This is a genomic window from Nonomuraea sp. NPDC049269, from assembly GCF_043197155.1.
Taxonomy (GTDB): domain Bacteria; phylum Actinomycetota; class Actinomycetes; order Streptosporangiales; family Streptosporangiaceae; genus Nonomuraea.
Map to the genome: position 1 here is coordinate 448,578 of NZ_JBICSO010000009.1, position 14,543 is coordinate 463,120.

General features: G+C 68.9%; 14 protein-coding genes. 6 read left to right on the top strand and 8 right to left on the bottom strand.

Going from position 1 to position 14,543, the window contains the following annotated elements; translation table 11 throughout:
- Positions 1-70 precede the first annotated feature (70 nt).
- The 4 genes from pafA to prcB form a co-directional block, all read right to left on the bottom strand.
- Positions 71-1,429, bottom strand: a complete 1,359-nt coding sequence (gene pafA, locus ACGFNP_RS45285; protein ID WP_358324428.1) for a Pup--protein ligase — start codon at positions 1,427-1,429, stop codon at positions 71-73.
- Between the two features lie 416 nt (positions 1,430-1,845).
- Positions 1,846-2,373 (bottom strand): hypothetical protein, encoded by a 528-nt coding sequence (locus tag ACGFNP_RS45290; RefSeq protein ID WP_358324431.1) that lies wholly within the window; start codon positions 2,371-2,373, stop codon positions 1,846-1,848.
- A 383-nt stretch (positions 2,374-2,756) separates the two neighbouring features.
- The gene (gene prcA, locus ACGFNP_RS45295; RefSeq protein WP_358324884.1) at positions 2,757-3,542 is read right to left on the bottom strand and encodes a proteasome subunit alpha; all 786 of its coding nucleotides are present in this window, start codon (positions 3,540-3,542) and stop codon (positions 2,757-2,759) included.
- Positions 3,543-3,562: 20 nt separating this feature from the next.
- Positions 3,563-4,411, bottom strand: coding sequence for a proteasome subunit beta (gene prcB, locus ACGFNP_RS45300; protein WP_358324434.1), 849 nt, complete (start codon positions 4,409-4,411; stop codon positions 3,563-3,565).
- Between the two features lie 171 nt (positions 4,412-4,582).
- Between prcB and ACGFNP_RS45305 the strand changes: the two genes are divergently transcribed.
- Genes ACGFNP_RS45305 through ACGFNP_RS45325 form a run of 5 tightly spaced genes read left to right on the top strand, consistent with a single transcriptional unit; the run spans position 4,583 to position 9,762 of the window.
- The gene (locus ACGFNP_RS45305) at positions 4,583-5,947 is read left to right on the top strand and encodes an extracellular solute-binding protein (RefSeq protein WP_393329199.1); all 1,365 of its coding nucleotides are present in this window, start codon (positions 4,583-4,585) and stop codon (positions 5,945-5,947) included.
- Positions 5,922-6,833 (top strand): sugar ABC transporter permease, encoded by a 912-nt coding sequence (locus ACGFNP_RS45310; RefSeq protein WP_358324440.1) that lies wholly within the window; start codon positions 5,922-5,924, stop codon positions 6,831-6,833. The genes ACGFNP_RS45305 and ACGFNP_RS45310 overlap by 26 nt, the downstream gene beginning before the upstream one ends.
- Positions 6,830-7,648 (top strand): carbohydrate ABC transporter permease, encoded by an 819-nt coding sequence (locus ACGFNP_RS45315; protein WP_358324443.1) that lies wholly within the window; start codon positions 6,830-6,832, stop codon positions 7,646-7,648. The genes ACGFNP_RS45310 and ACGFNP_RS45315 overlap by 4 nt, the downstream gene beginning before the upstream one ends.
- Positions 7,645-8,688, top strand: a complete 1,044-nt coding sequence (locus tag ACGFNP_RS45320; protein ID WP_393329200.1) for an ABC transporter ATP-binding protein — start codon at positions 7,645-7,647, stop codon at positions 8,686-8,688. The genes ACGFNP_RS45315 and ACGFNP_RS45320 overlap by 4 nt, the downstream gene beginning before the upstream one ends.
- Before the next feature lie 15 nt (positions 8,689-8,703).
- A complete protein-coding gene (locus tag ACGFNP_RS45325; RefSeq protein WP_393329202.1) occupies positions 8,704-9,762 on the top strand; it encodes a DNA polymerase IV in 1,059 nt (352 codons plus the stop codon).
- Between the two features lie 43 nt (positions 9,763-9,805).
- Here ACGFNP_RS45325 and ACGFNP_RS45330 read toward each other — a convergent pair whose 3' ends face one another.
- Positions 9,806-10,015, bottom strand: coding sequence for a ubiquitin-like protein Pup (locus tag ACGFNP_RS45330; protein ID WP_214636360.1), 210 nt, complete (start codon positions 10,013-10,015; stop codon positions 9,806-9,808).
- 150 nt (positions 10,016-10,165) lie between these two features.
- Between ACGFNP_RS45330 and ACGFNP_RS45335 the strand changes: the two genes are divergently transcribed.
- Positions 10,166-10,570, top strand: a complete 405-nt coding sequence (locus ACGFNP_RS45335; protein WP_358324452.1) for a hypothetical protein — start codon at positions 10,166-10,168, stop codon at positions 10,568-10,570.
- A 131-nt stretch (positions 10,571-10,701) separates the two neighbouring features.
- Here ACGFNP_RS45335 and dop read toward each other — a convergent pair whose 3' ends face one another.
- The 3 genes from dop to ACGFNP_RS45350 all read right to left on the bottom strand — a co-directional run bounded on the left by dop (position 10,702) and on the right by ACGFNP_RS45350 (position 14,508).
- Positions 10,702-12,216, bottom strand: a complete 1,515-nt coding sequence (gene dop, locus ACGFNP_RS45340) for a depupylase/deamidase Dop (protein WP_358324455.1) — start codon at positions 12,214-12,216, stop codon at positions 10,702-10,704.
- Between the two features lie 86 nt (positions 12,217-12,302).
- Positions 12,303-13,400, bottom strand: coding sequence for an acyltransferase (locus ACGFNP_RS45345; RefSeq protein WP_358324458.1), 1,098 nt, complete (start codon positions 13,398-13,400; stop codon positions 12,303-12,305).
- A 76-nt stretch (positions 13,401-13,476) separates the two neighbouring features.
- On the bottom strand, positions 13,477-14,508 hold the full coding sequence (locus ACGFNP_RS45350) for a pyridoxal-phosphate dependent enzyme (protein WP_393329205.1): 1,032 nt from the start codon (positions 14,506-14,508) through the stop codon (positions 13,477-13,479).
- Positions 14,509-14,543: the final 35 nt, after the last annotated feature.

The window sequence follows — 14,543 nt, forward strand, 5'->3', positions numbered from 1 at the left end:
TTCCCTCGGAAAGACGTCAGATTCGCGTCACCCTATCCGACATCCAAGTAGGGCCGGGGTAAACCAGTCGCTACATTCCGGCGATGAGCTTGTCCACTCGCTCGTCGACGCTGCGGAACGGGTCCTTGCACAGCACCGTACGCTGCGCTTGATCGTTCAGCTTGAGATGCACCCAGTCGACGGTGAAGTCGCGCCGCTTCTCCTGCGCCTTCCGGATGAACTCGCCCCGCAACCGCGCCCTGGTCGTCTGCGGCGGCACCGACTTGGCCTCGAAGATCTTCAGGTCGGACGCCACCCGCTCCACCGAGCCGCGCTTCTGCAGCAGGTAGAACAGGCCGCGCTTGCGGTGCACGTCGTGGTAGGCCAGGTCGAGCTGCGCCACCCTCGGCGAGGACAGCGGCAGGTCGTACTTCCTGCGGTAACGCTCGATGAGCTGGTATTTGGTCACCCAGTCGATCTCGCGCGCCACCAGGTCGAGGTTGCCGGTCTCGACCGCGTGCAGCGTCCGCTCCCACAGCTCCAGCACCCGGCGCGCGATCGGGTCGCCGCCCCGCCGGTCGACGAAGTCCTTGGCCTTCGACAGGTATTCCATCTGGATCTCCAGGCTGGACGCCTCACGGCCGTTGGCCAGCCGCACCCGGCGCCGCCCGGTCATGTCGTGGGACACCTCGCGGATCGCCCGGATCGGGTTCTCCAGCGACAGGTCGCGCATCACCGTGCCCGCCTCGATCATGCGCAGCACCAGGTCGGTGGCGCCGACCTTGAGCAGCATGGTGGCCTCGCTCATGTTCGAGTCGCCGACGATGACGTGCAGGCGGCGGAACCGCTCGGCGTCGGCGTGCGGCTCGTCGCGCGTGTTGATGATCGGCCGGGACCGGGTCGTCGCCGAGGAGACGCCCTCCCAGATGTGCTCGGCGCGCTGCGACACGCAGTAGACCGCGCCGCGCGGGGTCTGCAGCACCTTGCCCGCGCCGCAGATGATCTGCCGGGTGACCAGGAACGGGATCAGGACATCGGCCAGCCGGCCGAACTCGCCGTGCCTGCCGACCAGGTAGTTCTCATGACAGCCGTAGGAGTTTCCCGCGGAGTCGGTGTTGTTCTTGAAGAGATAGATGTCACCGGCGATGCCCTCTTCGCGCAGCCGCTTCTCGGCGTCGACGAGGAGTCCCTCGAGGATGCGTTCGCCGGCCTTGTCGTGGGTGACGAGTTCGATGACGTTGTCACACTCGGGTGTTGCGTATTCAGGATGGCTGCCCACGTCGAGGTACAGACGTGCGCCGTTGCGGAGGAAGACGTTGCTCGATCGGCCCCAGGACACGACCCGCCGGAACAGGTAGCGCGCGACCTCGTCGGGGGACAGCCTGCGCTGCCCCCTGAACGTGCAGGTCACGCCGTACTCGTTCTCCAGCCCGAAGATGCGACGATCCATCACCTCACACTATGCCCACGGATCGACAAGCGGGAGAGATCTTCCCCGTGTTTCCCGCGCGCCCTCGTCAGATGCCCATCCCCCGATGACCATCCCCCGGTCGGCGCCGCGCGCTTCCGCTCCCCGTCCCGCCCGTGCTATTTCCGGCCCCGCCCCATCCGCACTTCCGGTCCCCGCCCCGTCCGTGCTTCTGGTCCGGTCGCATCCGGGTAGGCCTTCGCCCGCTCATTCCCCGGTCCCGCGCCCTGGCTCCCGCCCCGCCCGCGCGGGCGTCTCAACCTTTTCTCTTTGTACGGCAAGCATGGGGCACCCCCACCCATCGCACAGGGCTGGGCCCTGTCCAGGGAAACGCTCCTCCGGTGATGCGTGGCCGGGCGCCGTGACGAGACGGCGACAAGCCATGAGCCGCCGGGGCGTCAGGGCGTGTAGATCTCCTGGACCTTGACGATCTCGCCCTTGTAGACCGTGATCAGCGACGGGTGGGCGGCGCGCTTGTGCCGCTTGATCAGGATGGACCTCGAGCAGCTCTTGGCGCCGAGAGCGTCCTTCTTGCCGACCGTGAGGTCGCCTTCGGCCACCTTGCAGCCGAACGCCGACAGGAACACCACGTTCTTCGCGATCCGCGAGGAGTAGGCCATCGCGTCACCCTCGGGCGGAGTGACGAACTGCCCCTCCGTCACGGTGCCCTTCTTCCACTTGACCGGCGTGTACTCGGCGGTGCTGCCGCTGAGGTGCGTGATCAGGCCGCGCAGGATGCCGTCGTGCCGGGAGGAGATGTGCTTGGTGAAGTCGTGCTTCGGGTCGGGCTGGAAGGTCGTGCCGAAGGTCTTGGGCGCCTTGAACGTGGGGATGTCCGTGGTGGCGGCATTCGCGGCCGTACCGGCGGTCAGGACGACGGCTGCTGCGGCGGCGCCTGCCAGGAGGGTGCGCATCGGGTTATTCATGCTCTCTTCGATACGAGATGCCGTTCGCCGGTTCGCCCAAATACGTGTGAACCAGGTCACACCGGCCCATGGCTTGTCGCCGTCTCGTCACGGCGCCCGGCCCCGCATCACCGGAGGAGCGTTTCCCTGGACAGGGCCCAGCCTTGTGCGGTGGGTGGGGGTGCCCCATGCCTGCCGTACAAAAAGAAAAAAGGCCCGGGCGGTCGAAGACCGCTCGCCCGAGCAGAAGGGGAACCAGCGCCCGAGCGGGACGGGAACCACACCACGAGACCAGCGCCCGGGCGCGGGAAGACCGCCTACCTGAGCGGGACGGGACCGGATAACGGAACCAGCGCCCGGGCGGGCGACGAACGCCCGCCCGAGCGGAACCACATCAGAGTTGGCTAGAGCGACGTGCCGTCGTCGACGTCACCCTCGGGGCCGGTCGGGGGTGGGGTGTCGGAGCCGGAGTCGTCGGCTTCGAGCGGCGAGCCGGCGGCGGCGCCCGGCGTGGCGGCCAGGAGGCGTTCCAGGCGTGGCCCCACCAGCCGCTGGAACTTGCGGTGCTCGCGGTTGCGGTCCAGCACCGCCACCTCCAGCTGCCCCACCGGCGGGCGCTCCCCACCGGGCTCCGTGAGGGCCGCCAGCGCCACCTCCAGCGCGTCGGCCAGCGGCATGCTCTCCCGGTAGCCCTCCTTCAGCCGCGTGCCCACCGCCTCCGCCTGGCCGCCCATGGCCGCGAAGCCATGTTCGTCGAAGACGGAGCCGTCGAACGTCAGCCGGTAGATCGCGTCGCCGTCCGGCACGTCGCCGACCTCGGCCACCACGACCTCCACCTCGAGCGACTTGATCGACTCGGTGAAGATGCGGCCCAGGTTGGACGCGTACAGGTTGGCCAGCCCGCGGCCGGTCACGTCGGAGCGGTCGTAGGTGTAGCCGTTGATGTCGGCGTAGCGGATGCCGCCCAGCCGCAGTTCTTCGAACTCGTTGTAGCGGCCCACCGCCGCGAACCCGATGCGGTCGTAGATCTCGCTGATCTTGTGCAGGGCCCGTGAGGGGTTGGGGGCGACGAACAGGATGCCGTCCTCGTACTGCAGCACGACGACGCTGCGGCCCCGCGCGATGCCTTTGCGCGCGTAGTCGGCCTTGTCCCGCATGATCTGCTCAGGGGACGCATATCCAAAAGGCATGGACACGGATGGGGTCCTTTCTAGCGCAGCGGGGCGATGGGGCCGTCAGGGGAGATGAGACGCGCTTCGAGCATCTGCTCGACGTAGCCGGTCACCTCTTCCTCCGCCAGCCGTCGGAAGCCGTCGGCGTCGATCACCGAGACGATCGGCCAGATCTTCCGCGTCACATCGGGCCCGCCGGTGGCCGAATCGTCGTCCGCCGCGTCGTACAACGCCTGGATCAGCGTCATCGCCATGTCGTCCGCCGACGCCCCGTCGCGGTAGAGCTTCTTCAGCGACCCCCGCGCGAAGATCGAACCCGAACCGATCGCGTCGAACCGGTCACGCTCGTACGGCCCGCCCGCCACGTCGTAGCTGAAGATCCGCCCGCCGTCCCGCTCCGCGTCGTAGGCGGCGAACAGCGGCACCACCACCAGCCCCTGCATCGCCATGCCGAGATTGCCGCGGATCATCGCCGCCAGCCGGTTGGCCTTGCCGTTGACCGATAGCGTGCGGCCTTCCAGCTTCTCGTAGTGCTCCAGCTCCACCCGGTAGAGCCGGGCCATCTCGATGCCCGTGCTGGCCGTGCCCGCGATGCCCATGCACGAGTAGTCGTCCGTCCGGAACACCTTCTCCACGTCACGCTGAGAAATGATGTTGCCGGACGTCGCCCGCCGGTCGCCCGCCATGACCACGCCGCCCGCGAACGTGGCGGCGACGATCGTCGTCGCGTGCGGAACCTGGTCGCCGATCGGCGTGGCCAGAATCTCACCACGCACCGGAAGCAGCCCCGGCGCGTGCGAACCGACGAACTCCGTGAACGAGGAACTCCCGGTGTTGTGGAAAAGCTGGTCCATCAAGCCGGTGGGCAGATCCATGTGCGATGCCACGCGACTCCCTCCCAAACGTCACTGTCCCTAAAGGGACCCTACTCATGTTGCGTCGCTGTCTGCACTTCCCACGATCAGCCCACGGCGAACCGGTCACCAGATCGTTTCTTTACGCCCAGTAGAGGCCGTGCGATTGTCGGTATGTCTGCACGTCCTCAACAGGAGGCCGACATGCGACTCCCCAGCCGACCTGCGGTGATCGCGGTTCTCACCATCCTGGCGCTCAGCGCCTGCGGATCCGGCGCCCCCGCCGGAGGGGAGGACGTCACCCTCGTCATCGCGGCCAACTCGATCTCCGGCGGCAAGAACTCCGAGTCCGCCGACTGGATCAAGCGGTGGGTGATCCCCAACTTCGAGCAGGCCCACCAGAACGTCAAGGTGCTCTTCCAGCCCAGCGGCGTCGACGACGAGCAGTACAAGACCAAGATCGCGCTCGACCTCAAGTCGAAGGCCGGGGCCGACGTCATCGACCTCGACGGCATCTGGGTCGGCGAATTCGCCCAGGCCGGCTACATCAAGCCGCTCACCGACGTGGGCGGGCCGGCCGTCGACTCCTGGGAGGGCTGGTCGCAGATCCCGCAGGCCGTACAGGGACTCGGCATCTTCGACGGCAAGAAGTACGGCCTGCCCCAGGGCACCGACGGCCGGGTCCTGTTCTACAACAAGACCCTGTTCAAAAAGGCCGGCCTGCCCGAGCCGTGGCAGCCCACCAGCTGGGAGGACATCTTCGCGGCCGGCGGCAGGCTGAAGGCCGCGGGCGTGCCCACCCCCATCCAGATCAACGCCGGCACCGCCATGGGCGAGGCCACCACCATGCAGGGCGTGCTCCCCCTCCTCGCCGCCGCCGGGTCCGAGATCTACACCGACGGCAAGTGGACCGGCGCCTCCACCGCCATGAAGGACGTGCTCGGCTTCTACCAGCGGCTCTACGCCTCCGGGCTCAGCGACCCCAAGCTGCAGCAGGAGGCCAAGGGGCGCGACAAGTCCTTCGCCCAGTTCGCGGCCGGCAAGATCGGGATCCTGGCCGAGAGCGACTACTTCTGGCGATCCGTCATCGAGCCGAAGGCCGGGGTCGCCCCCATGGCGGACCGCGACTCGGCCGTCGGCTTCGCCAAGATCCCGGCCAAGAACCCCGGCGCCGCCATCCGCGGCCAGGACTTCGCCAGCATGTCGGGCGGCGCCGTACGGGTGCTGAACCCGTTCTCCAAGAACCCCAAGCTGGCCTGGGAACTGCTCGCGTTCATGCACTCCGCGGCGGCCACCAAGGCACAGCTCGCCGGACAGGCCCGCATCAGCTCCCGCGGCGACGTCAACGGCGAGGTGCTCCACGCCGACCCGATGCTGGCGTACGTCGCCGACGAGGTGCTGCCCATCACCGCCTACCGCCCCGGCCTCGCCGTCTACCCGCAGGTCTCCATCGCCCTGCAGGAGGCCACCGCGGCGATCGTCAGCGGCAAGAGCGCCGACGAGGCGGCCGCCGCCTACCAGGCCAAGCTGGAGGGACTGGTCGGTGGCGCGGACCACGTCGCCAGGTGACGCGGCCGGGCTGGGCAGGGCGAGAGCGGCCGGGTTCGTGCTGCCCGCGCTCGTCCTCATCGGCGTCTTCCTCGTCTTCCCCGCCCTCTGGACGATCTACCTCGGGCTCACCGACTATCGCCTCACCGGCCTGGCCGCCGCCGACCCCCAGGTCGTCGGCCTCGGCAACTACACCCGCGCGCTGAGCGACCCGCGCTTCCTCAGCTCGCTCTGGCTCACCGTCGTCTACGTCGGCGGCTCCGCCATCCTCGGCCAGGCCGGGCTCGGCTTCACCCTCGCCTGGCTGCTGCGCACCCGCGGCGGGCCGCTGCGACGGGCCGTCGAAGGCGTCGTGCTGCTGTCCTGGATCCTGCCCAGCACGGTCGTCGGCTTCCTCTGGTTCGCCCTGCTCGACCGCGACGACGGCACGCTCAACGCGCTGCTGGGCACGCCCGGGTTCGGCTGGCTGCTGGACTACCCGCTGCTGTCCATCGTCGTCTTCAACGTCTGGCGCGGCACCGCCTTCTCGATGATGTTGTACGCCGCGGCGCTGGAGAACGTGCCGCCCTCACAGCTCGAAACCGCCCGCCTGGCCGGCGCCTCCGTGCCGCAGCAACTGCGCGACGTGGTCTTCCCGCTCATCCGGCGGCACGTGCTGACGAACCTGCTGCTGATCAGCCTGTGGACGTTCAACGACTTCACCCCGTTCGTCCTGACCGGCGGCGGCCCGGAAGGACGCTCCGAGATCCTGCCCGTCTACGTCTACAACATCGCCCTCAAAGGCGGAGAACTCGGCGCGGGCGCCGCCGTGTCCTTCCTCATCCTGCTCATCAACCTCGTCTTCGCCCTGGCATACCTGAGACTGCTGCGCGGCCGGCGCCGCGCGGCGGGACGGCCACCGGCATGATCCGGCACGCCATCGGACGGCTCGCCGCCACCGTGTTCATCGCCGTCGTCCTGGCCTTCTTCACGCTGCCCATGCTCTGGCTGGCCAGCGCCCCCTTCGACGCCACTCCGGCGATCACCACGTCCGTCCCCGAGTTCACGCTGCGCAACTTCGCCGCCATCCTCGACAACCCCTACGCGCTCGGGTCCATCCGCAACTCCCTCATCCAGGGCGGCGGCGCCGCCGCGCTCGTCGTCGTCCTGGCCGCCCTGGCCGCCTACGCCCTGTCCAGGGTCCGCATCCCGGGCCGCGACGTGCTGCTCTACGTGCTCCTGCTGCTGTCGTCCGTCGTCACCGGCACCGCCGCCATGGTGCCCATCTTCGAGCTGGCCACCCGGCTCGACCTCATCGACACCCACCTCGGCGTCATCCTCGTCGTCTCCGGCGGCCTGCTGCCCGCCGCCATCTTCATCCTCAAGGACTTCATGGACGAGACGCCCACCACCTACGAGGAGTCCGCCCGGGTCTTCGGCGCCTCGTCGCTGCAGATCCTCCGCCACATCGTGATCCCGCTGGTGCGGCCCGGCCTGGCCACCATCGCCGTCTGGGCCCTGGCCAGCGTCTGGGGCGGCTTCCTGTTCCAGTTCATCCTGCTGCGCGACCCCGGCAAAGCCCCCGGCTCCGTCATCCTCTACACCCTCTACACCGAGGGCGGCTCGCCCAGACTCGACCTCATCTCCACCTTCTCCCTGCTCTACTCGCTGCCGGTGGTGGCGATGTACCTGTTCGTCTCGCAGCGGTACGGCTTCCGCTTCCACGGAGGGATCAAACGGTGATCTCGCTGCACGGCCTCACCAAGGTGTTCGCCGGCGGAGTGCGCGCCCTCGACGACCTCGACCTCACGATCGCCGACGGCGAGTTCTTCGCCCTGCTCGGCCCGTCGGGCTGCGGCAAGACCACCCTCCTGCGCACCATCGCGGGCCTTGCGACCCCCACCTCGGGCAGCATCCGCATCAACGACACCGACGTCACCACCCTGCCGCCCGGCCGCCGCGACGTCGCCATGGTCTTCCAGGACTACGCCCTCTTCCCTCACATGACCGTCTCCGAGAACATCGCCTACCCCCTGCGCATCAGGAAGGTCCCCCGCCTGGAACGCGCCGCCAAGGCCGCGGAAGTCGCCCGGCGCCTCAGCCTGCCCGACCTCCTTCACCGCCGCCCCGCCCAGTTGTCCGGCGGCCAGCAGCAACGCGTCGCCCTCGCCCGCGCCATCGCCTGCCACCCCACCGCCTTCCTCTTCGACGAACCCCTGTCCAACCTCGACGCCCGGCTCCGCCTGGAAGCCCGTACGTTCCTCAAACGACTGCAGCGCGAACTAGCCGTCACCACCGTCTTCGTCACCCACGACCAGGCCGAGGCCCTCGCCCTCGCCGACCGCGTCGCCGTCATGTCCCACGGCCGGATGATCCAGGTCGGCACCCCCGCGGAGGTGTTCCAGCGCCCCGCGACCACCTTCGTCGCCGCCTTCATCGGCTCCACCCCCATGAACCTGCTGCCCGGCGAGATCATCTCCGGCGCCCTCCACGTCGCCGGCGCCGCCCTCCCCGCCCCGGCGGGCGTCCCCGACGGCGACGTCGTGTACGGGGCGCGGCCCGAATACCTGGAACTCCTGCTCGAAGCCCACCCGGGCGCCTTCCCCGGCACCGTCTCCGTCCTGGAGAACCTCGGCACCAGCACCCTCGTCACCCTCGAAACCGACGGCACCCTCATCCAGGCCGTCGTCCCCGAAGGCGACGAACCCCCCATCGGCGCCCCCGCCTGGGCCCTCCCCCGCCGCTCGCTCCTCTACCGCGACGACCGGCTGCTCCGCCCCTGACGGCATACTGGACACATGTCCGCCAAGGACTGGATCCTGCACGTCGACCTCGACCAGTTCATCGCCGCGGTCGAGATCCTGCGGCACCCCGAGCTCCGCGGCAGACCCGTCGTGGTCGGCGGCACCGGCGACCCCACCCAGCCGCGCACCGTCGCCGCCACCGCCACCTACGAAGCCCGCGAGCACGGCGTCCACTCCGGCATGCCGCTGCGCACCGCGCTCAGACGCTGCCCCGACGCCGTCTTCCTGCCCAGCGACCCACCCGCCTACGAGGCCGCGTCCGAGCGGGTCATGGCCACGCTGCGCGAGTTCCCCGTCCTGGTGGAGGTCTGGGGCTGGGACGAGGCGTTCATCGGAGCCCGCACCGACGACCCCGAGGCACTGGCCGCCGCCCTACGGCAGGCCGTCCTGGACAGGACCGCGCTGTCGTGCTCCGTCGGCATCGGCGACAACAAACACCAGGCCAAACTCGCCTCCGCGTTCGCGAAACCGGCCGGCGTCTTCCGCCTCACCGACGACAACTGGGCCGAGGTCATGAACGACCGGCCCACCGACGCGCTCTGGGGCATCGGCGCCAAGATCGCCAAAAAGCTGGCCGACCTGGGACTCCACACGGTCGCCCAACTCGCCGCCGCCGACCCCGCCGACCTGGCCCGCCGCTTCGGCCCCACGAACGGCCCTTGGTATCGCTACCTCGCCCTCGGCAAAGGCGAAGCCGAAGTCGTCACCACCCCATGGGTGGCCCGCGGGCACAGCCGGGAGACCACCTTCCCGCACGATCTCACCGACAGCACCGAAATCTCCACCCACGTAGCCACACTGGCCAGACAGGTCGCCTCAGACGCGACCGCCGCCGGACGGATGATCGTCCGGGTGTCGGTGAAAGTACGCTTCACCCCGTTCCTCACCCGCAGCCGTCAATCCAAGCTGCCGACACCCACCACCGACGCGGTCGAGCTGTCACGCGCCGCCCTCACCGTGCTCGACCGCTTCGACCTCTCCCGGCCGGTCCGCCTCCTCGGCGTGGCCGTCGAATACGCCCCACTCGATCAGACTCGGACCGCTCTCCCATAGAAGCCGGCGCGGCGACGCCCCCCGTTTCTATGTCCGATCTGACCTACTCTCCGCCCTTTTGGACGTAGCTGCGAACAAACTCCTCTGCGTTCTCTTCGAGAACTTCGTCAATTTCGTCCAGGATCGCGTCGACATCGTCGGTCAGCTTCTCCTGGCGCTCCTGAACGTCCGGCGCCGCCGACGCCTCGGTCTCCTCGACCTCGCTGTCGCGCCGACCAGCCTGCTTCTGGCCACCGGTGTCCTTGCTTGCCATGTCCTACCTACCTCCGCTTGGGGGACTGCTCTCTAGGCATATCTTCCCCGAACCGGGCGACATTTCGCGCCGATCGTCCCGCGATCTTGCCGACTTGACTAGATAGTTCCCCTATCCAATAATGAGGCCCCTGCCCTACAGGAGGTTTCGATGTCCCCCTCGTCCCTGAGCACGGCAGGTGTGCTCCTCATCACAGTCCCCGCGGTGGCGTTCGGTGGCGTGTCGCTGCTGACGTTCCTGATGCGGAACGTGCCCGGCTACAACGACAATCCGGTGCGCCGCAGCCTCTGGCGGGCGGGGCACGCTCACGCGGGCGTGCTGGTGCTGTTCAGCCTCGTAGCGATGCTCTATGTGGATCAGGCGGACCTTTCGGACGGCCTGAAGGGCCTGGTGCGCACGCTCATCGTGGCCGCCCCGATCCTGATGCCGCTCGGCTTCTTCCTGTCGGTGGTCCGCCCCAGCGACACCAAGCCGAGCAGGCTCATATGGCTGACCGTGGCGGGCGGCGCGGCGCTGGCCGTGGGCACGCTGACGCTGGGCGTGGGCCTGCTCTGAGCGGACGTGCGCGCGTTGGCGTCTTCCCGTGCCGTGCCGTGCCGTGCCGTAAAGAAGCCGCTTGTACGAAGTGAGCGCCGCTACGGCGGGAGGCCGGAGACGTACAGCGGTCAAGCTTCGCCGGTGAGCGGTTAGTCTCCGCCGGTGAGGGCGGCGACCAGGTCGGCGGCGGTGCGGCAGCGGTCGAAGAGTTCGCCCACGTGGGCCTTGGTGCCCCGGAGCGGTTCGAGGGTCGGTACGCGCTGCAGGGATTCGCGGCCGGGGATGTCGAAGATGACCGAGTCCCAGGAGGCCGCCGCGACGGACTCGCTGTACTGGCGCAGGCAGCGGCCGCGGAAGTAGGCGCGGGTGTCCGTGGGCGGGTTCTCGACGGCGCGCTGGACGTCGTCCTCGGTGACCAGGCGCTGCATGCGACCACGGGCCACGAGGCGGTTGTAGAGGCCGCGGTCGGGGCGGATGTCGGAGTATTGAAGGTCGACGAGCTGCAGCCGGGGGTGGGACCAGGCGAGCGAGTCGCGGGTCCGGTAGCCCTCGAGGAGTTCGAGTTTGGCGACCCAGTCGAGTTCGCGGGAGAGCTGCATGGGGTCTTCGGCCAGGCGGGTGAGGACGGACTCCCAGCGGTCGAGGATGTCCTTGTTCATCTCTTCCTGGGCGGTGCCGCGTTCCTCGACGTACTTGCGAGCCTGTTCGAGGTATTCCATCTGCAGCTGGATGGCGGTGAGCTTGCGCCCGTCTCGCATCGGGATCTCGTAGCGGCAGGTGGGGTCGTGGGAGACGGCGCGCAGGGCCTGGACGGGGTTCTCGACGGCGAGGTCGCGGCTGAGGAAGCCGTCTTCGATCATGGCGAGGACGAGGGCGGTGGAGCCCAACTTCAGGTATGTCGAAATTTCCGACATGTTGGCGTCGCCGATGATCACATGCAGCCGCCGGTACTTCTCCGGGTCGGCGTGCGGCTCGTCCCTGGTGTTGATGATCGGCCGCTTGAGCGTGGTCTCCAGGCCGACCTCGACCTCGAAGAAGTCGGCCCGCTGGCTGATCTGGAAGCCTTCGCCGCGCGAGTCCTGCCCGATGCCGACCTTGCCCGCGCCGACGACGACCTGCCGGGAGACGAAGAACGGCGTGAGGTGGCGGACGATGTCGGCGAAGGGGGTGGCGCGCCGCATGAGGTAGTTCTCGTGGCAGCCGTAGCTGGCGCCCTTGGCGTCGGTGTTGTTCTTGTAGAGCTGGATGGGCGCGTTCGACGGGATGGCCGAGGCCCGCTGGGCGGCGTCGTACATCACGCGTTCGCCGGCCTTGTCCCAGATGACCGCGGCGCGGGGGTTGGTGCACTCGGGGGTGGAGTATTCGGGGTGGGCGTGATCGACGTAGAGCCGGGCGCCGTTGGTGAGGATGACGTTGGCCAGGCCAAGGTCCTCATCGGTGAGCTGGCTGGGGTCGGCGACCTCTCTGGCCAGGTCGAAGCCGCGAGCGTCGCGCAGCGGGTTCTCCTCTTCGAAGTCCCACCTCGCCCTTCGCGCTCTGGCGGCGGAGGCCGCCAGGTAGGCGTTCACCACCTGCGAGGACGTGACCATCGCGTTGGCGCCTGGCTGACCTGGTACGGAGATGCCGTACTCGGTCTCGATGCCCATCACCCGACGCACCGTCATGCAACACCCTCTGTTCGTCCGGATCTGTCTATCCGCCGTTTATATGCCCGAGCCTATGCCCTTCACAGTGCCCCAGGGTCACAGAGTTATGGCACCGCAGCCTTTTCCACATTTACGGCGGAAGCTGGTGGGGTTTGTGGACGTCTGCGTGGCTTAAGGAGGCGCTGGATGGGGCGTTCGGCAAGGGAGTAAACGAGATAGGACAGGAGCACGGCCGCGAGCGTGGTGGTGAGGGCGGCGGCCCAGGGGGCCATTCTGGCGGCCAGGAGCGGGATGAGAGCGACGCCGACGACGGAGTGGAAGAGATAGAGCGGGTACGTGGTCGCGCCGAGCGCAGCGAGCGTTCTGGACGGTCGCAGCCGGAAGGCGCCGAGCGCGACGAGCGACATGACGGCGAAGACGAGCGTGATGGTGATGATCACGCTGAGGTCGCTGACGGGCATGCTCCTGATCCCGGCGAGCTTGATCCGGCCGTGGACGCGTTCCAGCGCCGAGTGGACCGCCAGCACATAGCCGCCGGCGACGTAGAGCCAGGGCAGCACGGCGTTGCGGTTCTTGTGGACGAGGTAGAGGGCCATGCCGGCGACGAAGTAGGGGGCGTAGCGGGGCATGACGATCTCGTTGAGCACCTCGTTGCCGAGCAGTTCGGCGCCGAGCGCGGCGGCCAGCCAGAGACCGGCGAAGATCATGACGCGGCCGTAGGTGACGCCGATGATGACGAGGACGGCCATGAGCAGATAGAAGCGGAGTTCGGCCCAGAGCGACCAGTACACACCGCTGGCGTCCAAGACCTTGAACAGACGCTGGAACATACTGGCGTTCACCAGATACTCCCCTGGCGAAAGCTTGGGGTCGAGCGCCTTGGCGCCGGTGAGGCCGTAGAGAGCCGCGACGGCGGCCAGGCTGATCCAGTAGGCGGGGTAGAGCCGGACGAACCTGCTCCAGGCGAACGCCCCGAGCCCCCTCCCCCACGCGCTCATGAGGATGACGAAGCCGCTGATGACGAAGAACAGCTCGACGCCGAGGATGCCGAGCCCCGCGATCGGGGCGACAGCGGGGAAGAGCTCGGCGGGCCGGTCTCCCCAGACGGAGGCGAACGCGATCAGGTAGTGGAAGGCGAGCACCGCCAGAGCGGCGACGAACCGCAGCAGGTCGAGCTCGGCCAGCCGGCCGTCCCCTCGCACGTGCCTCGGCCGGTTGGGTGGTTGCACGCCCTGTTGGACGGCACATCGATCACTTTGGTTCCGTTGGTCCCAATTTTCACACGGGTCCCTCGGTGCCGATGAGCAGGATCCGGGCATCCGAATCGAGGTGGAGGGCCCGGCGGGTGGCGGCGTCGAGTGCCAGCAGACCTGCGGCCCCGGCGGCCCCGCAGGGCGAGACGGAGACGCCCTCGGCCGCCAGCCGGGCTGCGGCATCGGCGGCCTCGCCGTCGGTGATGGTGACGAAGGCGTCGGCCAGGTGGGACAGGAGCTCGTAGGCGATCAGGGACGGTTCACGGCAGTCCAGGCGGCCGAGCGTCGTGGGCGAGCCTTCGACGTGGACGGGTTCGCCGGCGCGGGCGCTTTCGAGCAGGCAGGGGGCGCCTTCGGGTTCGACGACGACGATGGCGGGCCGTTCGCCCCAGCGGTCGCGGACGTACGCGGCGGCCGCGGCGGCGAGCCCGCCGACTCCGGCCTGGACGAACACGTGAGTGGGCGCCTCGGCCAGTTCGTCGAACAGGACGGTGTAGCCGCGCATGATGTCGAGGGGGATGGCGGTGTAGCCGTCCCACGAGCTGTCGGAGACGAGCTGCCATCCGTTGTCGTCGGCGGCCTGGAGCGCGGCGAACATGCTCTGGCCGTAGTCGCCGCCCCAGCGCCGTACCTCCGCGCCGAGGGCGCGCAGGCGGTCGGCGAAGGGTTCGGGGACGTCGTGGCCGAGGTAGACGACGAAGGTGCCGCCGATCTCGCGCACCCCGGCGGCGACGGACAGGCCGTGGTTGCCCGCGCTGGCGCAGACGAAGGTGGTGCTCGCGTCGGCCTGGCCGCGCTGGACGAGGCGGTGCACGGCGTACGCGCCGCCGAGCGCCTTGAAGCTGTCGAGCCCGAGCCGCCCGCTCTCGTCCTTGACGCCGACGGTCCCGGCTCCCGCCGCGCGGGCCAGGGCGGGCAGGAGGTGGAGCGGGGTGGGCCGGTAGCGGCGGTGGGTCTCGAAGTGGGCGCGGGCCTGGCGGGCGTGCTCGACACCGATGAGGGCACGGTCTCGCTCGGTGTACGGCGTGCGGGCGGGGTTCAGCCAGCTCGTGCTCATGGGGATCATCGTACGAAGCCGGACGTGAAAAGGGG